Genomic DNA, 26,925 nt, shown 5'->3' with positions numbered 1-26,925 from the left:
TTAGATTAGTGATTGTGGTCGTGGTCGTGGTCATGGTCGGTCTCAGCTGTATCCGTTTTGCCACTCCCATCACCTGCAACTAATTGATCACCATCAGACATCATATTCATATTCTTCAGATTATCACGCTCTTCAAAGTCTTCAACTGCATTGATAATATCGCGTTGCGTGAGCGTTGTTCGCTCTTCTGTGAGCGCTTCAAGTACAGCTTCACGAAGCACCATCCGAAGGTCTGATCCAGTGAGACCATCGGTCCGTTCTGCGATTGAGACTGGATCAAATTCGGTGATATCCATCCGGTCTGTGATAATCTTGAGAATGTCAGCCCGCATATTTCGGTCGGGTTTCGGAAAGTTGACAATCTCGTCAAATCGTCGCCACGCTGCTGCATCAAGTTGGTCCGGATGATTTGTCGCACCAATTAAAATGACCTCGTCGCGAATCAACGATATGTCATCGATGCTTTTGAGCAGCGTATTAACTGCACGCTTGAGCGCTGCATGTTCATCTGAACGACGTGTTTTCGCAACCGAGTCAAATTCATCGATAAACAGAATGCATGGTGAGAGACGTTTTGCTACCTCAAACGTTTTTTCAACATTTTTTGCGGTCTCACCAAGATACTGACTTGTAATCATCGAGAGTTTAACCTCAACGAATGGGAGTCCTAACTCGTGTGCAAGTGCTCGGGAAACGGTTGTTTTTCCTGTTCCTGGCGGTCCGACGAAGAGTATCTTCCCAATCTCACGGAGCCCGATATTTGCGAGATATTCGCGATGTTCGATTGCCTTCATCAATTTCTTAATCTCACCTTCTTGATCTCCAGTTAGCACAAGATCATTGAGTGTCATCTCAATTTCTTCAGGCGCTCTGACTTGGACAAGATCAAGCATCTCTGCGTCTTCGTCCTCATCATCGTCGAAGTACTGCTCAAGGAGACTATCAATCCAGACACGGTCAGCATGGATTGGACGCGTGCGTTCGTGTGCCTCCGCATATGTTATATCAATGTCGTCGTGATCCTCAACGGCAGCCGCAATCGTTGCGTTTGTTTGCAATCGCTCGTGGTCTGCTCGCTCTATATACCACTCAATTGCCATATCTGGTTGGGTTAATGAAATACGACCAGAGAAGTCCTCTTGTTGAGTAAACAAGAGATCAGAGACTGCATCCCAAGGATGCTCAACGCCAGTCGCTTTCCGCGCAACGGTGTTTGTCACAACAAGCGGTCGTTCAATACCGACGGGCATGTCTGTCGCATCATCAGGAGCGTCCGCAGATGGCTCTGAAGCTGAACCCGCAGTGGCGCCGGTATCGGAGTTGCTGTCGCTGTCGCTATCGTCACTTCGCTCCGTCCAGAACACTCTTCGGTACCGTGGGGGGAGATCGTTTTCATCTCGATCGCGGTCCTCGGTGTAAAGATGCGCTGTAAGGAGAAACTCGATAATTTCGAGAGCCCGATCACTCATCCCAGTTATGTAACCGTCACACTTGTATAAGCGCGTCGAAAGAGCAAATTACCCCACCCGCCGGCGCTCAGAGCACCTCACCCCTTGCTTATGAGAGTAGTGCTTCCTGTTTCTACAGGCAGACAAGGCGTATGCCGGGGCTTTGATGTGACGCTGAGGTACTTCACATCCGAATTGCATCCGACATGGACACAGCAGTTCCAGACTCCGCAAACGGCTTCCAATCATACCCGGTTCGGACCGTTTCTCATACCGGATAGATACGTAGCCCCGTAATTACGCGCGTGCGCTTCCTGTTTGCGTTTGAACACTCTCAGAGATATGAAGAACCTCGCATTACATTGTTTGACCGCGAGAGTAGTAACCGTGGAATAAAAATGCACATGTGATTTGTGTGGGCGCCGTATTTTATGGCTGCTCGCACTTTGCCGCTTGGTAAGATGACTTAGCGTCCTCAATTAAATTACACCTAGATTGAACACACTCTTGTTTTCATAGACTCGTAGTATCTATGATGATGAGACGACATAATCCGCTGTCTACTTCCATTTCATCCACATCATATTCATTATCTCTCTCAATGGCCTCAAATTCAAGCGCTGATACCGATATCGATACAACAGATAAGGCGAGCGCTGACGTCGATACCAGTCCCCAGTCATCGACAGAACAAGCCCGAGAGACTGAGTCAACACAAAATCACGGACTCACCATTGGAACAATATGTGTCCTCGCAGGTGGATTAATCATGATGTGGATCGTTTCGAATATGCCATTTCCCCAGCCCGCATTCGACTCCATACAGTGGTATGCTCTTTTTGCGTTTGTTATTATCTACTGGGCAATCGCCATTCGATGGATTCACACACAAAATTTCAAACCAGTTACAAAGTAACTCATGTCTTGATACTATCTCCTCAAACCGTGAATCATTTATCTGGATGAATAAATTTAATTGCATCTTTAACCTCATCGCGACCACCAATGACAGTCACCTGATCACCATGTTCGAGGGTAAGGTCGGCTTCAGGAACACGAATATTACCGTCCCGCTTGATTAATGCAATGAGTGAGTCTGGAGGTAATTCTGGACCAATGTCGCGAATTGGTCGTCCAATAAGATCTTCAGATGTGACCTCAATCTCTTGGATATCCCCAGAATAACCAATCTCACCCATCCAGTCCATCATTGCTGGTCGTTCAATGTAGTTATCCAGTGCTTGTGCAGTTGCAATCGACGTCGAAATATTCCGAACGCCCAGATCTTCGAATGCTTCTGCATTATCAGGGTTGTTTACCCGTGCAAGGATTGTCTCAGGGTCAAACTTTGAGCGCGCGAGTTGTGAGACTAGTAAATTAACATCATCATCACCGGTCGCACCCACAACAATCCGAGCGTTATCACCGCCGGCTGACGCGAGTACATCAGTATCGGTCCCATCGCCATGATGGACTGCCAAACCCTCATTTCGACCAACTTCAACGACTTCCTGTGATTGTTCAATGAGCACTACATTCTCTCCACGGTTTTCAAGACGGTCAGCAAGCGCACGGCCAACTGTCCCGCCTCCGACAACAAGTACACGCATAGGTATGATATCAAGATACTCTGCAATTTGTCTGGCGAAACCACCCTCAGCAACAACGGTGATGAGAATAACCAAAAATACTGTCCCAACAAGTATATTTGCTGCTTGATCCATCCCGGCATTTCGAAGTTCAATGGCAAACAGAGTCGCTACCGATGCTGGAATAATTCCCCGTGGACCAACAAAGCTCATGAATAATTGCTCGCCGCTGGTGAATCGATCCCCACGTGTCGAGATGAATACAAGTAATGGTCGTAGAACAAGCGCAACAATGGCAGTAATCCCAAGTCCAGGAAGACCAATCATCCTGAGAATCTCGAACTCTAAAAGTGCAGCAAGTGCAATAAAAACGAATGAGAGGACAATGAGTGTGATGTCTCCTTTAAATGCTGAAATCTCCTCTTCATATGGGATATCGATGTTTCCAAGAATGATACCTGCAGTCGCGACAGCGGCAATTCCAGCCTCTGTGGCGATGAAATCTGCTGCCCCATATGCAACCAAAGCGCCTGCTAATACGAGTAATCGCGCATTTTGGGGCGCATTTCCGGGTGAAAGGTCAATATATTGAAGCCCATACACTAACAATGTAGCCACAATCGCGCCAATTAATAGTCCAATCCCAAGTCGCTCGGTGAATAGCTGTAGCAATGCGCCTGGTTGTGTTACACCAGCGGTAATCGCTTCAAATATTACAATAGCAAGAATTGCCGCTGTAACGTCATTAACGATTCCCTCTGTCTCAAGAGCAGCCTCTACACGGTCACGAACCGGAACAACCTCAAGAATCGGCGTGACGACAGTTGGTCCGGTTGCGACTAAAAGTGCGCCCACAAGAAAGGCAACGTTCCAGCTTGTTGAGAGGAGAAAACGAACCGTAATGGCTGTGCCGATAAGCGCAATACCAGCGCCGATTGTGACCAGTTTGAGTGTTGCTGTCGGGGCTTCTCGAAGCTTCTGTATTCGAAGATGGAATGCTCCTTCAAAAACAATGATTGCAACTGAAAGTCCAACAATAGCGCTTAGTGCACTTCCGAATGAATCCGGTCCGACAACCCCGAGTACCTCAGGTCCTAAGATGATTCCCGCAGTAATAAGAAAGACGACGCTTGGGACCTGGAATCGGTCTGAGAGAATCTGTGCAATGACCCCAATCCCAATGATTGCAGCCACAACAGCAATAAGATTACCACCAGCGCCTGCCATTACATCACCTTCATATATTTAAATGGCATTTCCGGACATTCATAAGCCCACATATTATCTCCTGCGCTACTTGAGATATTCTTCATTTGATGCAACCTGCGGTTTGATATTGATTGATGCTTAGATGAATGCATTATTCGACTCGAAGCGTAGGCTTATCAGCGACAGCTGCTGCCTCGATAAAGTTGTCATCTCCAAGTAGTCCCCGAGCGGCTCGTTTCCCCCACTCAACAGCTGGTTGGGTAAATGTCGGCACTGATGCAAGTTCGCCATAGCATATACATGCCGCTTCAAACTCATAGAGTAATGCTCCCAGGCTCTGTGCGTCGATAGCATTGATCTCAACACGGATTGTCGGAATATCAGCATCAACAAGGCTTGCTTCTGTTGCTTCGAACTCAGCGTCGAGGAGCGACCCAAGATCTGATCCACCAAGATATGATAGTCCATCCAAATCAGTCGAGGGGATTGTGCATGATGGACGATTGCGTGGTCGCATGAGGGTGATGACTTTATTATGCGGTCCTGCACGATATAGTTGCAATTGTGAATGTTGGTCTGTTGCACCGAGTGCTCGGATAGGTGTCTGTCCACGATTATCTTTCCCGAGACTTTCAGCCCATAATTGTGCAAACCACTCAGCAAATGTCTCAAGATTCTCAGCATATGGCATCATTACATTCGTTCGTGCCCCTCGGGTTGCAAGCGCGTAGGTGGTTGCACCATACGCATATGCCGGTGTTTCAAATAATGACCCGCTAAGTTCGGCTGCAGCGTCCGCAGCACCAGTGATTAATTCATTGATCTGGATTCCTTTGAGCGCTGCGACAACAAGCCCAACAGTTGATAGTACAGAGAATCGCCCAGGAACCCCCTCTGGGACTGACAATGCGGGAAGAGATTCTGACTTGGCGAGTTGTCGAAGATTTCCGTCGGTGCCTGTCGTCACAATCGTTCGATCCGTCCAGTCAACACCAGCCTTTGTCATCGCCTCACGAACAACAAGAAAGTTTGAGAGTGTCTCTGCTGTTGTTCCTGATCGTGAAACAACATTGAGCACGGTCTCTGAGAGGGGTATTGATTCAAGTATACGTGAGACTGACGCCGGATCAACATTATCAAGTACGTACACCGACGGGGCAGTGTCATCACCAAGTGCGTCAACGAGCGTTGCAGCACCAAGCGCACTTCCACCAATCCCAACAATGAGAATAGCAGTTGGATCCTCAAATGACGCGACGGCATCGTGAATTGTAGTTGTATCAACCGTCTCAGGAAGATTCAATGCTGCGTAGCCGGGCTCATTATTCCGACGTCCCCGCTCAATCCGCTCGTGTGCTGTCGCAACCCGCTCATCAAGCCGCTCAAGTCCGTCCTGTGTAACGCCAGGTGTTGCATCGAACACCGTACCAAGATCAACCTGCATACCGGATTGAGTGGTGTCCGCTGAGAAAAAAGTAAGTATTATGATTGTCTGATTGGTGATATGTAATAGAGATAATATAAACGGTGGATGAAAGCCGACTCATATCTATCTATGTCCGTATGTGGTCCACTCCTGATTCGTTCAACACTGTATGTGATCTACAAATGAGCAAGGTGAGTGTCTTGGGGCTTGTCACGAGTTATTCTACAGGTTAATTCTCTGTCAGTAACCGACGAACCATCCAAACAGTCAGTGCGTATGATGAGATAATTCACCGGATAAAAGAGTCAGGGCATCAATATAAATTACTTCATAAATAAACCCTCAATTATTCCTCTTAATTATATGTAAACGATATGGAAAATCAACCTCAAAGAGTTAAGATGATATTATCTCAAAATCTAGCGTACAGTATTGATTGGTGATGAAAACCTACTGGTGAGTAGGAATTTTCCAATTGTATAGCCAATATGGTCAGAATTTATGCTATATCGAATAAGAGATATAGACGGTTAATAATATTCAAATACAGATAATGGCTACTGGATATGATGGTCTTCTGGGTGCGTTCCCGTATGCATTCCGCGCGAGCACATCGCGATTGTTTAAATTATATGTGCTCATCAGTGGCGTCGCGACAGCATTCATTGCACTTTTTATTATTGTTGCACTCGTTGTCTTGATTGGGCGGACAGCAAGTATTCAAGGAGGGTCTCTTACGCTCTCACGAGCATTTTATGTTGTTGTTGGGTTGCTCATCATCCTCCCAGCCGTCGCACCGACACTTGCCATTGCTCGACGCCACCGTCGTGGACTGACAGCTTCGAAACGACTCGAAGCTGCTGTTGCTGTGGCTGGATTTGGATTTTTAGTATCATTGTATTTAGGCGTTGTCGCCTCAATGCCGGCAACGTTCAGTCTTGATGATGAAACGGTCACTCGTCCACCAGCAACCGGAACTGGAGAGTTTGAACCACTTGTTGCTGGATTGTACGCAATTCCAATTGAATTCTCTTGGGTCGTTCCATTAATTGGCGCCGGGTGCATCGCAGGTGCGTATTTACTATTTCGATAACTCGAATAAAACACGCACTGAACATTGTGTTCACAGCCAATATCTGTAGAACGCAATTTGACATCCTCTCGGCGCGAAAACGCGAGGATCTCTTCTTGTACTTCCACAACAAACCAAATCTCTATTCTTACTTTTATCGAAACCACAAAACATCTCAGGAGTCAATATATTAATATGCCTGAATCGGCTGACGCAAACCCAACACGACACGACTCAACGTTTCTTGTGACAGCCACAGATGCATCATCGACTGTTCTTAGAGATGTGGAATCTGGGCAGGTATATTCACTGGAGGATGCTGTTGATGCTGATCGATTAAGTATCATTGATGGAACTGTCGAATCTAAGCCGCCGCTACACGTGGTATATGAACTTACAGAGATAACAGCAACACGGACAGTTGACATTGAAACAAGCATAGAACCCCCAACAGCAAACACAAAACAGATTGCTGCGAATCAGGCTGTTGGGGAAATCACGCGTAAGCCCCGCGCTGGTGCTGGGGAAATCCATATTATTACGATCCCTGAGAAAAACTCCACTGAAGCGGTTGCAGATATTCTTGATGATAAGGTAACGCTGTGCGAACGAGCGGCACGATTAGAGGGTAATCGTATTGAGATCCGCTCAGCCCCCGGTGTTGTCGCTGTTCGGTATATGCCATGATACGCCTCGCTGGCATGATACCCTACCGTCATGGTGATCTCTACCGACCTGCGAGGGCGAATTCCCCGACCCATCGGCTTCGGGGGCGAAGGGATGAGGGGTGAAGCCCGACACTCGACCTAGTGTTCCGTCTCCTCGATATACTGTTCAACCACTTCCTCCGACGTCGCTTCCGTCGCGTCGTTCCCACGGAGTATCCGACCGTCCAGAATCCACCACCCCAGAAATACACCTCCCGAATCTCGGGGTGCCGCTCCAGCAGGTGCTTGCCAGAGTCCCACTTGAACTGCCGAGCAAGGAGTGCTAGCGCACAGCTGAGGGAACCAACAAAAGCCTTGGATCACCGCGCCCGAGGCTATTGACTCACCGATTGCAATCTCAAATAGTTAGATAACTTAATATATCCGCTATGTCACAACCGCGTTGAACATTGACCCCCTATTTGTATGGATTGCTGTAACACGCCCACTTGCCACATCGAACAGTCGTCACTGGACGGTATCATTATACTCAATATGAACACGAGTCAGATCGTCCTCTCGATTCTTTATAAAAAGGTTTATTCGCTGTGACTCTCGACGGCAGATATGGCTGAATTCACTGTACCGGAAGTTGATTATACCCGGTACTCAAACTACCAGCTTGTAGCCATTCCGCTCATAATCTTAGCGGTGGCATTGCTTATTATCGCTGGCTGGTACGTGTTAACCGGATCTCCAGTAACACAGGGTATTGCGTTTACGGGTGGTACAGAAATCACAGTCGAGACAGATGGTGCAACAACAACACAGATTGTCGAAGCGTTTAGTGTTGAACCAGAATCCGTGCAAGCAGTCCCAACGGCGAATACATATATCGTCACATTTCAATCAAATGGGAATAGCGGAGTGGCGGTGACAGATTTGACACGACAAGCAGAACAAGCAGGCTTTGCGGTTCAGTCTGCATATGAGGTATCACCGAGTTTCGGTGCAACGACACAAACGCTCGCACTCGGTGGTGTTGGCGTTGCCTTCTTCGGAATGAGTGTGCTTGTATTTTTGATGTTTCGCGTATTCGTCCCGTCTATTGCGGTTGTTGTCTCTGCATTCTCAGATATTGTTATCTCGGTTGCGTTGATGAATGTTCTGGGAATTGAACTTTCGCTTGGAACTGTCGCAGCGTTGTTGATGATAATCGGGTATTCTGTCGACTCAGATATACTCTTGAACAATCATGTCCTTCGACGCTCTGGTGATTTTTATGAATCGACGTATCGTGCGATGCGAACTGGTGTGACAATGACCCTTACCTCAATTATTGCAATGTCAGTCATGGCAGCAGTCGCGACAGCGTTCGGTATTCAACTTCTTGCTGCAATTGGCACTGTTCTCGTTTTTGGACTTATTGCTGACTTAATGAATACGTATCTGTTAAATCTGAGTCTCCTTCGCTGGTATAAATTCAAGGGGGTCGCTCGATGATTGATTTTCGAGAGAACTGGCGTATTATTCTATTAGTGGTTGTGGTTATTGTCTCACTTTTTGCCCTTGTGTCGCCGACACTTTCGAGTGGTCCTAATAGTAATAGTGCTGTTGTACAGCAGTCTTCACAGACGAATCTGCAGTATGGACTTGAACTTGCTGGTGGAACGCGAGTTCGTGCGCCACTTGTTGGAGTGACCGCTGAGGAGGTTGAGTTTGAGCCAGCAAACGCGCGTGAAGTTGAACAGAGGATTGCTACTGCAATTGACGGTGCAGGACCAGCAGACGTTATTGCTCGACCAGTCACAGAGACAACAGGGACTGTCGAAGTGACTGTCGAAGGAGTGAGCACTACCGAACTTCAGTCCATACTCGAATCAACTGGATATACAGCATCAACGGTTCGGACAGGCGTCACGGAAACGACACGACAGGAAGTAGTCCGGATTCTTGAAAACAAAATCAACGAAGCAGGACTTTCTGGCGGAACAGTTCAGGAAGTCACCACTGCTGGCGGTGGTCACTTCATACTTATTGAGGTCCCAAATGAAGATGCTGCGTCTGTTCGGAGTCTCGTCAGTGAACGAGGAACCGTTGTAGTGCAAGCGCACTATCCACAGGATAATACATATACCCAACAGACTGTATTGCAACAGGACAATTTCCAGAGTATTGGATCTGCGCAGGAGGGACAGTCTGGAGGCGCATATGTCCCTGTCACGGTCCGGGAATCGGCCGCTAATGAATTTCAGCAAGCAACTGTCGACACCACCCTTGCGCGACCCGGTGGTACCCGGTGCACATATAGTCGAGATCAAAATAGCACTGAGCCATGTTTACTGCTTGTCGTGAATGGTGAGGTCACGAACTCTTTCGGAATGGCTCCGAGACTTGCTGATAGCCTTCGAGGTGGATCATGGGCACAAGACCCAGTTTTCCAGCTTCAAACAGCAAATGTATCGGAAGCACAAGAGGTTGCAATCAATCTCCGTGCTGGTGCATTGCCAGCAAAGCTGGATTTGACTGGGGATGATGGCGGAACAACATCATTCATTTCGCCCAGTCAAGGAGAAAATTTCAGAACTGATTCATTATTGGCTGGTCTCGTCGCTGTCTTTGCTGTCAGTGGCGTTGTCTTCCTTCGTTACCGTGATGCTCGTGTAGCATTACCGATGATTGTGACTGCGCTTTCTGAGGTATTAATCCTACTTGGGTTTGCCGCTGGGATCGGGTATCCTCTTGACCTTTCCGTCATTGCTGGATTTATTACGGTTATCGGAACCGGCGTTGACGATCTTGTGATTATTGCTGATGAGGTGCTTGCAGAGGGTGGGGTGTCCTCCCGTCGTGTCTTCCAGTCACGATTTCGACGCGCCTTCTGGGTGATTGGTGCGGCTGCAGCAACAACTATAATTGCAATGTCACCGCTTGCAATTCTATCACTTGGAGACTTACAGGGATTCGCTATCTTCACCATCTTGGGAGTGCTTGTTGGTGTCCTCATAACTCGACCCGCATATGGTGATATTCTTCGAGCACTCACCACAGGCAATTTATAGTATTCACGCAGATTCCATACAATATAATCAAGATGAACTAGCTTACTCTACGTGAATTATTTTTCCCTACTCAATTGTTTGTGACGGCTTCGTTGATAAAAAGCGTCTTACGCTTGAATTTAGATCCTCGGGTGCTTCCGATGTGGTGGATATAGCGCGGTCGTAGAAACAGGACACCTATCCGCAAGGAATCCGCGCCAGCGGCTGTGTGGAGTGTGATCGTTCAGAACTCAGAGATCAGAGAGAGAAGATTGTTCAATCGATTCAACGATATCATCTACCGTTGCCCACGAACGCCTTGCACATGCTGGGACTTTCCCATTTGTGCGAATGTATCGCCGAAGAAACGCTCGCGTTTTTTGATCACTTGGATAGCCACTTCCAATTGGTCCGATTGTTTCATACTCTTTTGCAAGCGCTGTGATTTGTTCATCCCGGCGCGCCTTCGCAATAACAGAGGCAGCAGCAACGAGTGGGTCATCTTCATCTGCGCCATGTCGGGCTTCAATGCTACAGTGATTGAGAGCGATAGTATCAATTCCGTTACATTCATCAATAAGTCCCGATTCGAGACGTGTTGCAAAGCGTGACTCAGAAACATCACTCGCATCAGCGACAATTGTGCCATTGAATGCAGCAACCCCATCGAGATCCGCAATGGCTGCAATATGTCCATTGAGCGTTAGTGTGTTCATATCTGTCCGAGGGCCGTCAATCTGGGTAACGGGGATGACTGCGGTCCCAATATCAATGGCAGTGTGTGACTCAAGCGTCTCTCGGAGACGCTTACGCGTCGAAGCGTTAAGCCGCTTTGAGTCATCAATGTCATCTGGAATGACAGATGGTGACGCATGAACTGCTGCACAAATCATCGGTCCAAGCACTGGTCCTTTTCCCGCCTCATCAGATCCAATGCGGGGACCCATTCGATTGACGGTATCCACTGAATCGGTCATGTATATACAATCTTGTATTGAATATATGATTATACCTGTGTTATACGCTGTTCGACATTTCACGTTTCATATTACACATTTCTTATGATTTTATATATCAAATGAAGGATTAACTGCTCAATTCGTCATCGAATGGTGGATATTCACTCCGATGCTGAGTGAGATATTGGATGTGACGATGCGTCCACAGTTCGGAAGTATGCGTCATCCTCAAACGACTCAGACTCGGACTCAGCATAGACACCGAGGACATCAAGATCAGTTACCGTTGCTCCAGTGTCAAGTAATCCCGCGAGGCTTGGCTCGGTTCGACCATCATCTCCGGATATGAGTTCTTTGACATACAATCCACCAGCACCGTGTATCTCGACGGTTGCATGTGTTGGATCATCGAGTGTCCCATCAACATCGTATACCGTTCGGGTTCGAGTTATGGCGGCGCGACGATGATCAACTCGGTTCGGTGTATACTGCTCGATTGTCGTATCTGTAAGTGTTGTTAGTGCTGTATCAAAATCGGTGACATTAATTGGTGCATCAAAAACGACGGCTGCACGATAGCGTTTTGATGCCTCAATTTCTTTCACCCGCTCAACCATCTCATAATTCGCAAGTCGAAGATTCTCAACCTCAACTGCACCATCCGCGAATGCGTTGATATCTCCTTCGAGTCGGTCGATATCAATATTTCGACGCCGTGGTTCGAATACCTCAATGACAAATGGACGACCGGTCCCAATCATCAACGCATCAACATCTTCGCGACCAGCACCATGAAATGTTGAATCGGTCCCATCCATCACATCACAGACAACAGGTGCTGTCAATTCTTCAACGCTATCGTCATATAAATATCCAGACCCACCACATGTTTCACAGGCGATGCTCCCTTGATATCCGGAGCCATCACAGGCGCTACAGGGCCATTCTGTCTGCGGAATTCCACGCGTAAGCTTGCGATATCGCCCATAAACAAATGCAGAGTGAATATCGACATTAACACTATCAGCCTCAAGATCGATGGTAAATTGAATATCTGGTCGACCAAATTCAACTGTCGTATCGGTACGTTGACCGACTCGCTTACCAACTTCGCGATTATACTCTGATTTGAATAACTCACCAGCGTCACTTTGGAGTCCGATACTTTCTCGAAGTAGCGTCTCATTCTCTTCGATGAGTGGCGGCGTCTTTGTGCCAACTTGATATGTGTTGAATTCAGTATCACTTACCGCAGTCGCACAACGCTGCCCCCACGAGTCAAACTGGTCGTCAGCGCAGGCACCCTCACAGACCCAGCATGCTGTTGTGTCAATCGATTCATATGGTGTGTCATCGACAAGTGAAACTGTAATGCGGAGACTCTTACCGCGCTCTGTATTTGTTAGCCCGAAACTTCGGTCGGCAAAGACTCGACCAAGACACGCATCACAGAGTGGATCCTGTGTAGCAAGTGCGCGGACATTTTCGAGAATACTCATGAATATATGTGTCTCTCCAATGGGAGGTGTTTTTCTCTTCTGTTGTCCACGAGTTTAAATCCATATTGCGGTCGAATCAGTTGGTGCATATATCCACTCACGAAATTTGATGATCATCGCCCAACACCAACATCAGTCACGCGATACCAATATATCGACAAGAGAACCGCCTGAAAGTCGAATCTATGTGAACTCCCCCGATCCTTAGCCGTCGGAGACAATTTTCGTGAGGACGGGCATGGGGGTTCGGGCTTCAAGCGACGGTTAATTTAAATTCCAACTGTACTTCAAATTGGAGAGACTTCTTTATTATGGGGTGTCCACAGCCCCACTAGACTCTTTCTTCAAACATCTTTGCTGAGAGGTTGAGTTTACCTGTCCAAACTGTGGCGAGACGACAAGAACGGATGGTGTTACCGTCTGTTCTAGCGGTTTGAATGATTTCCACGTTAGACGCTTTTAAACATGCCAGAATCGAATACCAATATTATTATTATCGGGTGTATCCCCTCGCTACTCGTTCGCTTCACTCATTTCTTGAGGAAGGGGTCCTGCCCTTGACTATGATCAAATAGGATAATAAATATCAGTTACTGATCAATCATCATCACTCGTGATGGGATCAGTCTCTTCATCACTGAATCCCTCAGATTGTTCAATTCGGCGACGCGCCTCGGGGTCGAATTTTGTCTCGATATCCTGATATCGCGAGACGAATGAAAGTTCATGATGACTCTCGGTTGGATGCTCAAGATATCGGTCCTCAAGTTCGAACTGTCCAGTCTCATCTGCCTCGGCTAGTTTCTTGAAATCTTCATAAACGGCATGTGCACCAGAGTGTAATCCGGCAAGTGTAATGAAGATGTATTTGTATCCAAGATCACCAAGTTCTTCGAAGGTAAGTGGGTCATCTTCTTCGGACCATGCAAATGACGATGAGTAATTGAACGCAAGTTTGAGATCTGGATGTGTCTCATGAATCGTTTCAGCGTAGTTGACAGCATCCTCACGGCTTGGATTTGGCATCTCAGGCCACACAAGATCAACACCAGCATCTGCATACATCCGTCCACGTTCAAGATGTTCTTCCCAGTCACCATTTGCTGAACCGTAGGCGTCTGTTCGAGCAATAACGACTGTATCCTCAGACTGTTTTGCATCAACAGCCGCGGTAAACCGCGCTTCAGCCTTTTCGCGTGAGATAATTTGTTTGCCAGCAATATGTCCACAGCGTTTTGGCGTTGTTTGATCTTCGATATGAACAGCAGCCACACCTGCTTTTTCATATTCACGAACCGCACGACGGACATTATGTATGCCACCATATCCGGTGTCACAGTCAGCAATGATTGGAAGGTTTGTCGCCTCAGCCATTCGTTTTGCGTTCTCAACCATTTCAGTCATTGTGACCATCTCAAGATCGGGAAACCCGAATTGTCCCAACACTGTCGAGTATCCAGACATATACGCAGCATCGTGACCGGTCATCTCCGCAATTCGAGCATCAAGTGCATGATACATCCCAGGAGCGAAGACAAAATCCTGGTTATTTAGCTGATTGCGGAACTTTTCACCCTGTGGGTTGTCAATATCGCGATTAAAGACATTATCGTCGAGTTCTGTTGGATTCATTGCGTTGTCCTCATCATCATCATTTTGTATGATATACAAAAAGTTAATGATTTATAATGATAATATTCGTTATTCGAATAAGTCAGATAATAACTCCTAAGTTGGTATGATGTTACATGTCACACATACACTCGTTACTGGACAAGTATATATTATGACCAGCCCGCTGTTAGTATTATAGTCACATCTGACAGGTATCACCTGAGATAGAACATCTTGCTGTATTGATAAATAGACTAACCATTCAGGTAGCGAATAGTTTCCAATTTTAACTGGCAGCATAACCTATCAAGGTATTAGCATGTGTACGCTATCCACATTGTTATGATCACTTTATAATAAAAATCGGTTTCAACAAGCATTAATCGGCGCAGGAACGGATTATATTCATGCCTGCGATTGAGATCGACGCCCTTGAGAAGTCATATGGAGATGTCAAAGCCCTATCTGGCGTCGATCTAACCGTCCCAGAGGGATCGTTTTTCGGATTGCTTGGTCCAAATGGGGCTGGGAAAACGACATTCATTAATATTTTAGTTGGTCTTGTTCGCGCCACTGGTGGGACCGCAAAGGTGTTTGGACATGATGTTGAATCTGAATACCAAGCAGCTCGTGATTGCATCGGGCTTGCCCCACAGGAGTTCAACGTTGACCGATTTTTTCCAATCCGAGAGGTGCTTGCACATAAAGCAGGATATCATGGAATCAGTAAAGAACGTGCACGTAATCGAGCCGCAGAGGTACTCAAGCGCGTGGGAATATATGAAAAGCGTAATACGCGATTTGACTGGCTTTCAGGTGGTATGAAGCGACGATTTGTGCTCGCCCGTGCGCTTATTACCAACCCAGATCTACTGATTCTCGATGAACCAACGGCTGGTGTCGATGTGCAACTCCGACGCGAACTCTGGGAAACAATCACTAAATTAAATGAGGGTGGAACGACAATTTTGTTGACAACACATTATATAGAGGAAGCCGAGCGTCTGTGTGATGAGGTTGCAATTCTTGACTCTGGGCGTGTCATTGATGTTGCAAGTCCAGAGACATTAATGAACCGGGGAACAGATGATATTGTCGTCAAACTTCGTGATTCACCGACGGCTATTCCAGATTTGACCAGTAATGATGATCGTATTGTCACTGTCAATCTCGATGGACGCCGGATAGTAATCACAGCACACCGTGGGGGGCTTGTTGCTCCTGAGATCGTAAGGAAACTCGATGCAAGTGGGCATGAGATTATTGATTTGGAGATCAAGCGCACGTCACTTGAGGAAGTATTCGTCGAGATGACACGCAGCGACGAACGTGAATCAACGGAGATGACTACGCCGTGAGCATGTCCACAGATATTGATCTTACCGGATTTATTACATTACTTCGCCGAGAAACACTCAGATTTATTCGTCGACCACGAAATACATTTATTCCACCCTTTATTACAAATATATTATACTTTTCTGTGTTTGGCGTTGTTCTTGGTGAACGGATTAACCTGATTGCTGGTGTTCCCTATATTTTATTTATTCTGCCTGGGTTGGTCGTTCTCGGTGCTATTTCGAACGCATTTGAGAATGCCTCATTCTCTATTTTTCATGGTCGATGGAATCGGTATATTGAGGAGGCAATTACATCACCACTCTCATACCGAAGCATGGTGATCGCGTATGTCCTCTCTTCTGCTCTTCGTGGAGTGATTGTTGGGATACTCGTTGCACTTATTGGAGCATTCTTTACCGCTGTTGGCGTTGCACAGCCGGTTTATCTTGCTGCATTTGGGATTGTCATATCACTGTTATTTGCCGCGTTAGGCGTTGCCGGGGGATTATGGGCTGATGATTTTGATGATCTAACGATGATGAATCAGTTTATTCTTCGCCCACTGGTATTCTTTGGTGGCGTTTTTTACTCACTCAACGAACTTCCATTGATACTGCAACAGGTATCTTTGCTGAATCCAATGATATACATGGTCAATGGCGTTCGATTTGGATTTCTTGGCGTAAGTGAAGTTGACCCGACACAATCATTAATCGTTCTTGTGGGACTGACCGGTATTGTTGTTATTGGAGATATTGTTTTGTTTCGTCGTGGATATGGACTCACCGAGTGAGGGTTATTATATCTTTATACAGAGATATTCACTGAGGTCTCGTATTTCCTCACAGAGGGCATCATATATACATTTCAGATTTTGTATGTGACCGCAAGATACTGGATGGTAGGTCATCATGATTTTCGTTTGGATGATATTACTCTTCATGCCGACAAGTGTTGCAGACTCAGTAGCACTGCCTGGGATAATTTAACTTACTGACTATTGAGAGATGAACGTAGCATGAGCCGTAATAATGACTCGTCTGCAGGGTCAACAAATACGTTCTATATTGTTGCCGTCGCTGCAGCGGTTGTGGTAAGTGCAGTTCTTGCCCCCGTCGCTTACGACTATGCGCAGTCCGCTCAGTCTGAGGGGACCGTTTCTGTAATCACAGTCTCAGGAGTAATCACTGGATCAAAGGTCGATACTCTTTCTGAAGACCTTCGAGAAGCGCGAATAAACGACTCGATTAAATCGGTTGTTTTGAAAGTCGATAGCGGTGGTGGCGCAGTTGCCCCGAGCGAACGATTATATCTTGAGGTGCTTCGCACTGCAAAGGAGATACCTGTTGTTGCCTCTGTTCAAGGAGTTAGTGCCTCTGGAGCATATTATGGAATATTACCAGCGAATGAGACATTTATGCTCTCGTCCGGGCAGGTCGGGAGTGTTGGGGTGATTGGTGCCGGTGGGACAGCACCTGTGCCAGATCGGATTATCCGAACAGGTCCAGATAAGGCACAACCAACAACCGAACAACGACGTCAGCAAGTTGAATCACTTAAACGACAGTTTGTCAACCGTGTAGTTGAACATCGTGGTGAAAATATTACACTTTCGCGAGAGGAAATAGCGAATGCAAAGACATACCTTGGTCCTCGTGCTGCCGAAAATGGGTTAATCGATCAACTCGGGACACTCTCAGTTGCAATTGATCATGCTGCTGAGATGGCTGGAATGGAGGACTATGATATCGTACGGAAGGAGCCACCACGTGGTGGTCTTATTTTCTTTGCAACAACTGTTGATGGGCAGAAAATGATATATAAACAACAGACATCAAACGATGCAATGGCAATCCCGGTGACACAACCGTTAGCAATCAATGAAATTCCATATCATGACCCGGGGATGGGGGTGGATGCCAATGCAAGTGCGTGAGCTCACTGCTCCAGCTGCGGTTTTTGCCCTCATTGTCACAGTGGTTCTCATCGGTGCATTAGTCATACCATTTGTGAGTGGTGGGACGACGCCTGAGGTGACAAATCTCGCCGCAGGACAGACGAACACAGACAGTGTCCAGATTACACCAAATACTGAAGAGGGGAATATCGCCGTTGATGGACCAGGTCCAGGTGAGTCGAAAACAGTCTTGATTGATAAAGCGCATTCGAATCGACTCTCTGATGAAAAGCTTTCAACGCTGACGAACGCCCTTGTCAAGAGTGGTCACACAGTTCAGATTCTCTCTCGCGAGCAGGCTCGTGGACCAGCATGGAATGAATCACTCCGAAGTGCAGATGCAGTTGTCATTGCGAACCCAACACAACCATACAAATCGGGACAATTGGCTGGTCTTGAGAAGTTTGCAGACGCTGGCGGTCGTGTGACATTACTTGCAGATCCCGCAGCCATCAGCGTTGGCGGTGGTTTGTTAGGGCTCTCGATTCAGGAGTCTTCTGCACAGTATACTGGTCTTGCATCCAGCTTTGGATTTGCTGCACAGTCTGGGTATCTCTATAATATGCATGAGTACCAGAATAACTTCAAGAGTATTTATGCGACGACTCCAGCTGAGAGCAGAAATCCCCTTTCTCAGGGGATTGACCGTGTTGTTCTCCGAGAAGCAGTTGCGATTTCGACAGCCTCTGCAGAACCCGCACTCAATACAGTTGATCGAACTGTTCGTGAACCAACACGGCGTGAGGCAACTTACACGGTCGCAGCAACGTCAGGAAATGTTGCTATCGTCGGTGACACTGACTTTATGATGCCGACGAATGTGTACGTCGCACATAATGAAGTGTTACTCGGTAATCTTGCGACATTCCTTGTAAGTGGAAATAAGCGACCTGGTGCCCCCGCGACGCCGGACTCCAATGGAGCTCAAAACGCTGGAGCAAGCACTGGTGGTGCAATCCCAACAGCCCCAACAGCACCAACTGCACCTAGACCTGGTGACGGTCCAAGTCCATCACCGGTGCCAGAATCGATAATAGCCCCAAGTGAGTAGTCGAGTGTGAATCGCCTCGGGGTCACATCAACATCAAAATCAAAGCCCCGAGGCTTCCCGTTTCTACGACGCGCTTTGCAGATACTGAATGGGTATCTGTAGGCAGCGCAGCCTCCATGAACGTGTCTCGGGTCATCCTACCCTTAGTTCAGAAAAACCGCATTCTAAGATCTTCAACGACGCGTTCGCATCACGGTCATACTCGAACCCACACGACGGACAGGAGGGTTCCCGAACTTAGACGATCTTGCTGGTGGTGCAGGGCGACTTGATATCCTTTGTCGATGCGTGACAAGCGCACTTGTTTGTTCACACGGTATTCGCGAGGACGTCCGCGTCCATCTTGTCCTCAATAATCAATTCACCGTCCAGTTTGATGGTGCTAATCTTAAGCGACTTAATCCGGATGAACGAAGCACAGCAGCATTAATACGCACTGCGCTTGAAAACCGTGAGAAAGCAATTGGTCATATGCCTGCTGAAAGTACACCTGGGGTCTCAATTCGACGCATGGGTTTTGCTGAGACGGTGAACAGACTGAAAACTGAGACGACACCAATCCAATTACACGAAACAGGCACACCAATTGTTGATATTGATCCACCAGATGACCCTCTGTTTGTACTTTCAGATCATCACTCATTGACTAATGACGAGATTGAACAACTCGGCGATATTGCCGAACACCAAATTCGACTTGGACCGATGATACTGCATGCTGATCATGCAATTACCATTGCTCACAACTATCTAGATACGAACGGATATAACCAGTACTAATATGGACAATTCACCTCTGTCACAATACCTGCCTGCAGTACACGAAACAACAGGAGACCAGCAGACGAGTTGGTTACCCCAGCCAGATGATCGGTTTGCGGTCACGCTCTGTGGTGTGAGTGTTGACGCAGAAACACGGTGTGCGCATTGGACAGGTCCAAGCGATGTTATTGCGCTACGATTTGGGTGCTGTGAAGTCTTTTCCCCATGTTATCGCTGTCATCTTGCAGTCGTTGCTCATGCACAAACGACGCAATTATTATCTTCAGTAAGATCACCTAATGATCGTAATGATCTCTGCCATACAGAGAACGGTGAGTGTCAGCCACCACATGAGGAGAAGATACGGTCACAGGTTGACCCGTGGCCGGCAGAGCGACTTGACGACCCTGCAGTATTGTGTGGCGTCTGTCGGACAACATTATCTGCACGAACATATCTCGATACTGGAGTCATGTGTCCAATCTGCGGAGCAGCGTTCAATCCTGGGTGTCGTCAACATCATGCGCTATATTTTGAAACAGACGTCGAATGTAGCCAATCATGATGCACGCTAATTCAATACTGAGTGCTGGCGACAACTCAGAGTCTCATGTGATGATTGCTATCCTCATATAGATTAAGTCGTCATTTCCTCACAATATGATGAAGAGCATCGCAGTAGTGTATGCAACTCCAGCAATAGTCAATGCACTCAGACTCGTGACAGCTGCTCTAAGAGAACGATCAGTGGTGAGTACAGCAATAATGCGTCGATAGCCAGCAGTGGTGGTATCTATTGGCTCACTCATTCGCTCATCACAAAACTTTGTTGTAGTACTTACCCCACTCCATACTCCGATGCTAATAGCTAACGGGACGATAGTAAAGCCAAGTCGATGGGCATCAGCCATCGTTGGTGGTTGAAAGCTGAGCATTACAAGCGCATAGCCTGCTGCAATCAGCGCTCGTCGGTCGACATACGCACGGACAGATCGCTGTGTCACTTTGGCAAATGCACTGACTCCGAGCCAAATAAACACAATTTCAATAAAGAGCACACCAAGAAGATTCAGCGTCGGGTGAGACGCGAATGTGAAGCGCGTGAGTTCAATATGCCACCCAATCAGCGATGTAATCGGAGCAAATAGCGGTGGTGGCGTAGCCATGAAGACATCTCCAAATGGGTGTGTTATCGTCCCAATCGCGATTGCAGCGCCAATCTGATTTGCTGTCAACACCGTCTGTCGACAGGTGATCCCCCCAAGAAGTCCGATGATAATAAAAAAAATAGCGGCGACGGCACTTGCACTCACGCCAGCCGTAATATAGAATCCAATGACAACACTACCTCCAATCACACCAGCAAGGATCAGTGACTGTTCTCTGTATAACGATAGTATATATATAATAAGATTACTCCCAGTGTTCGTGGTTATTTTGATATTAGAAGTTGAGTGACTCGTATGATATATGAAATTTGCACTTCCCCATGCAATCAGTGCCGCCGTAATACCAATCGGTAGTGAGTGAGTGACAGTTCGGTGCACACTATTTGCGACTCCCCAGAATGCACCCCATCCGATTGGTGCTCCTGAGGCGATAGCAAGAGCATATGTAATGATGGCATATCCGACATCAAGATCAGGAAGAAACGCCGCAATCGCAGCAAGGAGTCCGACTGATCGAATCTGCACATCTGTGGCTCCCGTCTGAGATGAGAGACCAACAGCAAGTGCAAATGCCAGGAACTCATGACCAATAAACATTAATTAATTAACGCGAGATGTGTCTGCGGCGAAAATATGTCTTCTTATTTTATTAATTCAATCTACATCGTTTGAGATCATCCTCGGTCTCAAGACGGAAAGAATCCGACAACACCGTGTACCACCAGATGGGAGTTTCAGGTTTGCAGACTGCCAAACTCACATACCGTCCGAATCGACGTATAGCCGGTCGTTGGCAGCCTCCGAAGAATGCTGTCCCACGGTACTCCTATTCTCGACCGGTATGTGGTGTCCAGGTATTGTTTGTGTCATCGGGACGTCAGCAGGCGTCACCACTCGGAGTTACTTACCTTAGCGTTAGATGCCCGATGATTGCTTTTGATTCCCCACGTCGGGGATAATCTCGTTGTCGGGATGACTGGACATTTGAGCCAACAGCTCTCAGATACTCGGCTTTATTGGGCTGATACCCGATGCGCCGACACCACAAAATGCACGATGGCACAGCAAAAATATTCGGAGTTTACCTGGCGATGGCGCATATCCATGCCGTGATCGGCGTGATATTGCGCCTGTTCAAGATATAATCGAATGATATGTTTTCTTAAAAGCTACATCTGAGCGCTGAGACACCCGTATCGGTTACAAATAAAGTATGTCTCGATAGCATTCAATTCACAAGCGATATGAGGGGAATATCACACGGCTTGACCCCGAGGCAGTCCACGACCGGCTGATATTTTTCAATATTGACCTCAAAGTAGTGATATGCACGGAACTGCCGTTGATCATATAAAATATTACATTCCGACAGACGGGCGAGTCGATGCAGTCAAATTTTATCACGATGGACTCGGGTTTGCAATTGAAGGCATGGCTGCATATGAATCAGATGAGAAACCATTCTTTTCGGTACGAATCAGTCCCGGGTCAGTGTTACATCTTGAACCTGACCCAAAATTTAGTAAGCCAGACCGGACAGCTGCGGATCATGTTGCAATTCGCGTTGCAGAGTCGATTGATGTGATTGAAACGATGCTTACAGACGCAGATATTGACATTGATCGACGATTAACCCCACGAGGAGCAACTGGGGTTGCACCTGCGGTCTATGTGACTGATCCGTTCGGATATCGAGTTGAGATTAAATCCGAGCAACAATCGAATTAAGCGATGCATATTATCCGGAGTATCTCGATAATTCCTGATATATTCGTGTTCGCATCGAACTGTTTTTTACCTCGTTCATCTGTCCTGTAATCACCAATGCCCTCTGGATACTCGCACTCATACTCATTTCTCTCTCGACTTATCTCAGGTATACGTCGCATTTCCGGACGCCGTGGTGGGATTGCAGTTATGCTAGCGGGAATTAGTATTTTTGTATTCTCAGTTGTGCTTGCTGCTGCAGTGGCCCCTAATGTCGGTGTTGCAGCAGATGACCGTCGAGTGACAATTGTTGGGTCACAAGGAGGTGGTCCGGGGCTCCACGATGATGGTTCAGTGTATCAACTTGATGGGCGCTCCGTTGCCTGGCGACTTGCTGATGCTGATAGTTACTTTGATGTCACAAAATTGCCGACTGGCACCGTTCTTGCGGGATACATGAACGGTGAGACAACCCCCTGTGGACCATATGATGAACCATGTGCGCGCACAGGCTTTCGGGTTATTAATCCGCCAGAAATAACCGCAGATAGCTCACCGACTGTCACTGATGAGTATTCATTTCCTGTTCGGACTCGGGTAAACAGTGAAGTACATGATGTTGAGCGACTTGGACCTAATGAATATGTGTTTACCGATATGGATGCTGAGCGAATCGCTATTGTTGATAATGGAACAATAACCTGGGAGTGGTATGCAAACGAAACATATGATGCACCACCAGATCCGACACGAACAGACTGGCTACATATTAACGATATTGATGTCATTGATTCAGACCGATTTCTTGTCTCTGTCCGGAATGCACATCAACTTGTTATTATTGAGCGCGGTCATGGCGTCGTTGAGGTGATTAATAAAGATGAATCTGGGAATGGAAAGGGCGACCCATCGGTACTTCGTCAACAGCACAATCCACAGTGGCTTGGGAATGGAACCGTCCTTGTTGCTGACAGTCATAATGATCGTATTGTCGAACTTCACCGCGGGGCTGATGATAGCTGGGAGGTCACGTGGTCCATCGCTGCAGCTGAGGGGGTTCCATTTAGTTGGCCACGCGATGCAGACCGGTTATCGAACGGAAATACATTGATCACTGACTCGCTGAACAAGCGAATTGTCGAAATCAATAATAGTGGTGTTGCTGTTTGGAGTTACCAAACGCAGAAAGTCCCATATGAGGCTGATCGCCTACCAGCTGGTGAGCGTGTTGGTGGGGTTGCATATACCAATGCTAATAATATCGATACTGCAGCGAGTACAGCAACAGGTCGAAATATTCCAATCCTATCCTTACTATTAATCGGGATTCAAACTGGCATCCAAACCCCATTTTGGTTTACTGAAATCCATGTTGCGACAGGTGTACTCGCGCTCATAAGCATCATATGCGGTAGTGGATTAGTACTAAAGAACAGATGAGCATACACAATCACCTATATCCTGCGTGATATAAATCCGACATAATCCTGATGTTGACAATTGTAGGCGTCTAATCTAAATTTAGTTTCAAATTCCAACGACACCCTGATCGAATTTTCATATGATTAACCCTCGTGAACAACCCTGAGCTCAAGCGCTGTCTTTTACGCATAAGTCGTCCCGAAGATATGGGCGGGGCGAAACAGTAAAAATTGTTTCATCGTCGGGAGTTGGAGTCCCATCCCAAGCAACTGGGTATGCCGACAACGAGATGACCCGGTTTGAGCAGCCCCTGTGGCCCAATCGGCAATCCTGATCGGCGTCTCAATCCGTCAGGATTTGTCTCAAATCCTCCTCAACAGCGGTTAAAACGCCACGTTGGGATGCTGTGGACTTATGGGTAAAACACAGTCGTTCACAGCCGGGAGGATGTCACAAATAGTCTATCCTGTCATAATTGAATAATAATGAGTAGAACCCACGAAAATAAGACGCGCAGCTCTGCTCTTTGCCTGAAGACACGCCCGTGGAGACTGTGATCGCGACGGACACCGCTGTTTCCAGCGTGCGTCTGCAAGTCACGTTGTGAAGTACCTCAGAGACAACCCTTGAGCCACTCGCCTTGATATCTGTAGAAACGGGAAGCCTCGGAGCTTTAGAGCTCTCCGTGAAACATTTTGGACCATCGGTCCTACGCAACAATATCAGCGGCTACTCTATGACAAGATTTTGAATTGAACTCCTCAATAAGTTTTCAGGAGCGCTATGACCCCGAGGCAGTTCAGTTGAGCGTCGAGTATCATCAAAATATAATCTCATCATTCTTGAGCCTTCATGACCGAGTGTTACTGTGACGACCGAGGATTCCGCATCAGACACACTAGCGTGGCAGACGAAAGAAAGCGAGATTGAGTATAGCTGTCCAGGATTTGATGTCCGCCGAGACGATGTTATACTTCCTGATGGAACACATACACAGTTCCATTCTGTTGAAGAGCCACCAGCGGTGGTTATTCTTCCATTTACCTCCAGTGATGACGTTATTCTCATTGAGGAGTGGCGACAGGCTGTCGGACGAGTGAACAGAGGACTGCCGGCAGGGACGGTTGAATCTGGAGACACCGCGCTGTTAGATGCCGCTACGCGTGAATTGAGTGAAGAGACTGGATATGAAGCTGGGTCAATGTCGAAACTATTCCAGACTGAACCAGCGAATGGACTTCTTGATGCTGTTCATCATTATTTTGTTGCACACGATTGTGAGCGAACTATGAGTCAGCAGCTTGATGAAAATGAGAGTATCTGCGTTAGTACGACTGAATACAAGGAAATAAAAACTGCTGTTCGTCAAGGGGAAATTAAGGATGGCCGAGCTGTCACAGCTGTTAGCCAGTATGAGCTTCAATCGTAATAATTGGTTCGTTGAGTCATGATACGTCGTTACATCGAGAAGAAATAGTGCGAGCAAATTGCCTCGAGGTCGTATTAAACTCCCGCGGTATTCGCCTGTTCAATCAATAGCCCAGGTAGATGTTTCACTCTGCTCACTCACCCAGAGGCAATTCGTTCCTTGTGAGTGGAGTTCTGTTTGATGATGGTATCAGGTGACATCTTATACTGTCTCCACCTATCTAGGAGATTGAATATAATGTTCACCCAAAGCACGTGGATTCGTTTTCATCACGTGTGAGACATTGATGCTGGTATATCATATCAGTCGGATATCAGTCAGTGTGCAATATCGGGGAAATGTTTTGATGCCAGCAGTATAATATATATTGTGACTTCATCGTCCGACCCAAGCCCAGCTGATGCAGATGGGTTGACCGGACCATCTGGCACTTCTGTGGCATTTGGGATACTCTGGTCGCTCATCGTTGCAGGTGGTGTCGCTATTATCGGTATCATCATCGGTGCTGTACTTGTTGCTGCTGCAGCTATCGGTTTGCAGACGGCTGCAATCACGATTACACCACTATTGCAGATTGTCCTCTCGCTTGCACTTGCGACTGGAGTCGGGTTTGGTGGTGTTGCCCTTGCATATCTGTGGTATCGAGGATCTGGCATTCGCTATATCGGATTCCAGATTCCATCGCTTCGCGATATCGCATTTTCATTTGGTGGATACATCGCTTCGCTGGCATTACTGATTACCGCAGCCGCAATCATCTCAACAATTGGTGCTGAGACGGCTCCAAACACCGCCGCCCAAGCCGGTATGGAAAATCCAGAAATTCTGTTATTGCTTATCCCAGCATCATTCCTTCTTATCGCTCCTGGCGAAGAGCTACTGTATCGAGGTATCGTACAGAATCGACTTTGTGAGACGCTGCCAGTACCAATTGCGATTATACTTGCAAGTCTTATTTTCGCCTCAATTCATTATTTCTCACTGGCTGGTGCACCACAAGCTCGACTTGTGAGTATTTCAATCCTCGTTCTTCCAACACTTGTGTTCGGGACGGTGTATGAACTGACAGATAATCTCGTTGTCCCGGTGTTAGTCCATGGTGCATACAACGCAACGCTGTTTTCACTACTCTATATTACGATCAAATTTGGAAGTCGTCTTGCGCAGACACCAGGAATAGTGTAGCGGAAGTAACATAAATCAGGGAGTCAGTAATATTCGTATGAACATTGCTACGATTTTACTCCAGTTTTCCTTCGAAGCGTTTGCCGGGCTCATAAGTGCTGTGAGCACGCTTATACTGCTTGGATTATTCATCGCTGTTGCCGGTTTTGTATATAAGAGTGTTCGCGGTGATGGAATACAGTGGCCAAATGATACCACAGACGGAAATGCATCTGCGGGTCAAGACTCTGGTGGGTATTCGTGGGGAGATGATGAGATGACCACAAATAAAAATAACAGTGATAAATCAACAACAGAAGGAGTTTCTCGTAGTGATAGTGATGATGACGAGTGGGAGTACTATTAATCGCAATTAATCTAGAACCGATCAGCCGGCATGAACTGAGGACGTTGATTCG

General features: G+C 47.0%; 23 protein-coding genes and 2 pseudogenes. 16 read left to right on the top strand and 9 right to left on the bottom strand.

Annotated elements, in window-relative coordinates:
• Positions 1–5 precede the first annotated feature (5 nt).
• Positions 6–1,469, bottom strand: a complete 1,464-nt coding sequence (locus HQRW_RS11770) for an ATP-binding protein (protein WP_014556764.1) — start codon at positions 1,467–1,469, stop codon at positions 6–8.
• A gap of 580 nt (positions 1,470–2,049) precedes the next feature.
• On the opposite strand from HQRW_RS11770, the gene HQRW_RS11765 reads away from it, so the two are divergent.
• Positions 2,050–2,364 (top strand): hypothetical protein, encoded by a 315-nt coding sequence (locus HQRW_RS11765; protein WP_231852338.1) that lies wholly within the window; start codon positions 2,050–2,052, stop codon positions 2,362–2,364.
• Between the two features lie 34 nt (positions 2,365–2,398).
• Here HQRW_RS11765 and HQRW_RS11760 read toward each other — a convergent pair whose 3' ends face one another.
• Entirely contained in the window at positions 2,399–4,264 is a 1,866-nt protein-coding gene (locus tag HQRW_RS11760) for a cation:proton antiporter domain-containing protein (protein ID WP_011572309.1), read from the bottom strand.
• 133 nt (positions 4,265–4,397) lie between these two features.
• Positions 4,398–5,690 (bottom strand): hypothetical protein, encoded by a 1,293-nt coding sequence (locus HQRW_RS11755; RefSeq protein ID WP_014556762.1) that lies wholly within the window; start codon positions 5,688–5,690, stop codon positions 4,398–4,400.
• Between the two features lie 535 nt (positions 5,691–6,225).
• On the opposite strand from HQRW_RS11755, the gene HQRW_RS11750 reads away from it, so the two are divergent.
• Together HQRW_RS11750 and HQRW_RS11745 are read left to right on the top strand one after the other, a co-directional pair.
• On the top strand, positions 6,226–6,765 hold the full coding sequence (locus HQRW_RS11750; protein WP_011572307.1) for a hypothetical protein: 540 nt from the start codon (positions 6,226–6,228) through the stop codon (positions 6,763–6,765).
• A gap of 174 nt (positions 6,766–6,939) precedes the next feature.
• Positions 6,940–7,431 carry a DUF5812 family protein gene (locus HQRW_RS11745; protein ID WP_014556761.1) on the top strand — a complete coding sequence of 164 codons (492 nt, stop codon included), beginning with the start codon at positions 6,940–6,942 and terminating at the stop codon, positions 7,429–7,431.
• 119 nt (positions 7,432–7,550) lie between these two features.
• Here HQRW_RS11745 and HQRW_RS11740 read toward each other — a convergent pair.
• Positions 7,551–7,729, bottom strand: a pseudogene (locus tag HQRW_RS11740) (transposase); the annotation flags it as partial.
• A 289-nt stretch (positions 7,730–8,018) separates the two neighbouring features.
• On the opposite strand from HQRW_RS11740, the gene secF reads away from it, so the two are divergent.
• Both secF and HQRW_RS11730 read left to right on the top strand, forming a co-directional pair.
• Positions 8,019–8,894 carry a protein translocase subunit SecF gene (gene secF, locus HQRW_RS11735; protein ID WP_014556760.1) on the top strand — a complete coding sequence of 292 codons (876 nt, stop codon included), beginning with the start codon at positions 8,019–8,021 and terminating at the stop codon, positions 8,892–8,894.
• Complete coding sequence (locus HQRW_RS11730; RefSeq protein ID WP_014556759.1) at positions 8,891–10,453, top strand: preprotein translocase subunit SecD; 1,563 nt, start codon at positions 8,891–8,893, stop codon at positions 10,451–10,453. The genes secF and HQRW_RS11730 overlap by 4 nt, the downstream gene beginning before the upstream one ends.
• A gap of 230 nt (positions 10,454–10,683) precedes the next feature.
• On the opposite strand, the gene rnhB is transcribed toward HQRW_RS11730, so the two are convergent.
• The 3 genes from rnhB to aceA all read right to left on the bottom strand — a co-directional run bounded on the left by rnhB (position 10,684) and on the right by aceA (position 14,522).
• Positions 10,684–11,409 (bottom strand): ribonuclease HII, encoded by a 726-nt coding sequence (rnhB, locus tag HQRW_RS11725; protein WP_394324563.1) that lies wholly within the window; start codon positions 11,407–11,409, stop codon positions 10,684–10,686.
• Positions 11,410–11,552: 143 nt separating this feature from the next.
• Complete coding sequence (locus tag HQRW_RS11720) at positions 11,553–12,890, bottom strand: tRNA pseudouridine(54/55) synthase Pus10 (RefSeq protein ID WP_014556757.1); 1,338 nt, start codon at positions 12,888–12,890, stop codon at positions 11,553–11,555.
• Positions 12,891–13,487: 597 nt separating this feature from the next.
• On the bottom strand, positions 13,488–14,522 hold the full coding sequence (gene aceA, locus HQRW_RS11715; RefSeq protein WP_014556756.1) for an isocitrate lyase: 1,035 nt from the start codon (positions 14,520–14,522) through the stop codon (positions 13,488–13,490).
• A 389-nt stretch (positions 14,523–14,911) separates the two neighbouring features.
• On the opposite strand from aceA, the gene HQRW_RS11710 reads away from it, so the two are divergent.
• The 4 genes from HQRW_RS11710 (at position 14,912) to HQRW_RS11695 (ending at position 18,853) form a co-directional block, all read left to right on the top strand.
• The gene (locus HQRW_RS11710) at positions 14,912–15,862 is read left to right on the top strand and encodes an ABC transporter ATP-binding protein (protein ID WP_014556755.1); all 951 of its coding nucleotides are present in this window, start codon (positions 14,912–14,914) and stop codon (positions 15,860–15,862) included.
• Positions 15,863–15,864: 2 nt separating this feature from the next.
• A complete protein-coding gene (locus HQRW_RS11705) occupies positions 15,865–16,638 on the top strand; it encodes an ABC transporter permease (protein ID WP_014556754.1) in 774 nt (257 codons plus the stop codon).
• 225 nt (positions 16,639–16,863) lie between these two features.
• Positions 16,864–17,781, top strand: coding sequence for a S49 family peptidase (locus HQRW_RS11700; RefSeq protein WP_014556753.1), 918 nt, complete (start codon positions 16,864–16,866; stop codon positions 17,779–17,781).
• The gene (locus HQRW_RS11695) at positions 17,768–18,853 is read left to right on the top strand and encodes a hypothetical protein (RefSeq protein WP_065757391.1); all 1,086 of its coding nucleotides are present in this window, start codon (positions 17,768–17,770) and stop codon (positions 18,851–18,853) included. Before HQRW_RS11700 ends, HQRW_RS11695 begins: the two co-directional genes overlap by 14 nt.
• Before the next feature lie 22 nt (positions 18,854–18,875).
• Here HQRW_RS11695 and HQRW_RS17010 read toward each other — a convergent pair.
• A pseudogene (locus tag HQRW_RS17010) lies at positions 18,876–19,090 on the bottom strand (RNA-guided endonuclease TnpB family protein); the annotation flags it as partial.
• Between HQRW_RS17010 and trmY the strand changes: the two are divergent.
• Positions 19,043–19,633: a tRNA (pseudouridine(54)-N(1))-methyltransferase TrmY gene (gene trmY / locus HQRW_RS11690; protein WP_049892078.1), complete on the top strand. Its 591-nt coding sequence runs from the start codon at positions 19,043–19,045 to the stop codon at positions 19,631–19,633. The pseudogene HQRW_RS17010 and the gene trmY sit on opposite strands and share 48 nt — an antisense overlap.
• A 1-nt stretch (position 19,634) precedes the next feature.
• Complete coding sequence (locus HQRW_RS11685) at positions 19,635–20,180, top strand: CHY zinc finger protein (RefSeq protein WP_014556751.1); 546 nt, start codon at positions 19,635–19,637, stop codon at positions 20,178–20,180.
• Between the two features lie 88 nt (positions 20,181–20,268).
• Here HQRW_RS11685 and HQRW_RS11680 read toward each other — a convergent pair whose 3' ends face one another.
• Positions 20,269–21,381 (bottom strand): metal-dependent hydrolase, encoded by a 1,113-nt coding sequence (locus HQRW_RS11680; protein ID WP_014556750.1) that lies wholly within the window; start codon positions 21,379–21,381, stop codon positions 20,269–20,271.
• 729 nt (positions 21,382–22,110) lie between these two features.
• On the opposite strand from HQRW_RS11680, the gene HQRW_RS11675 reads away from it, so the two are divergent.
• The 5 genes from HQRW_RS11675 to HQRW_RS11655 all read left to right on the top strand — a co-directional run bounded on the left by HQRW_RS11675 (position 22,111) and on the right by HQRW_RS11655 (position 26,873).
• On the top strand, positions 22,111–22,512 hold the full coding sequence (locus HQRW_RS11675) for a VOC family protein (protein ID WP_014556749.1): 402 nt from the start codon (positions 22,111–22,113) through the stop codon (positions 22,510–22,512).
• Between the two features lie 96 nt (positions 22,513–22,608).
• Positions 22,609–23,931: an NHL repeat-containing protein gene (locus tag HQRW_RS11670; RefSeq protein ID WP_014556748.1), complete on the top strand. Its 1,323-nt coding sequence runs from the start codon at positions 22,609–22,611 to the stop codon at positions 23,929–23,931.
• 850 nt (positions 23,932–24,781) lie between these two features.
• Positions 24,782–25,342: an NUDIX hydrolase gene (locus HQRW_RS11665; protein WP_014556747.1), complete on the top strand. Its 561-nt coding sequence runs from the start codon at positions 24,782–24,784 to the stop codon at positions 25,340–25,342.
• A gap of 369 nt (positions 25,343–25,711) precedes the next feature.
• Positions 25,712–26,527 carry a CPBP family intramembrane glutamic endopeptidase gene (locus HQRW_RS11660; protein WP_014556746.1) on the top strand — a complete coding sequence of 272 codons (816 nt, stop codon included), beginning with the start codon at positions 25,712–25,714 and terminating at the stop codon, positions 26,525–26,527.
• 37 nt (positions 26,528–26,564) lie between these two features.
• Entirely contained in the window at positions 26,565–26,873 is a 309-nt protein-coding gene (locus tag HQRW_RS11655; RefSeq protein WP_011572289.1) for a hypothetical protein, read from the top strand.
• Positions 26,874–26,925 lie beyond the last annotated feature (52 nt).

The sequence above is a fragment of the Haloquadratum walsbyi C23 genome (assembly GCF_000237865.1).
GTDB classification, from domain to species: Archaea; Halobacteriota; Halobacteria; order Halobacteriales; family Haloferacaceae; genus Haloquadratum; species Haloquadratum walsbyi.
The sequence above is the reverse complement of the archived record's forward strand: the minus strand, read 5'-3'. Positions and strand labels throughout refer to the sequence as shown.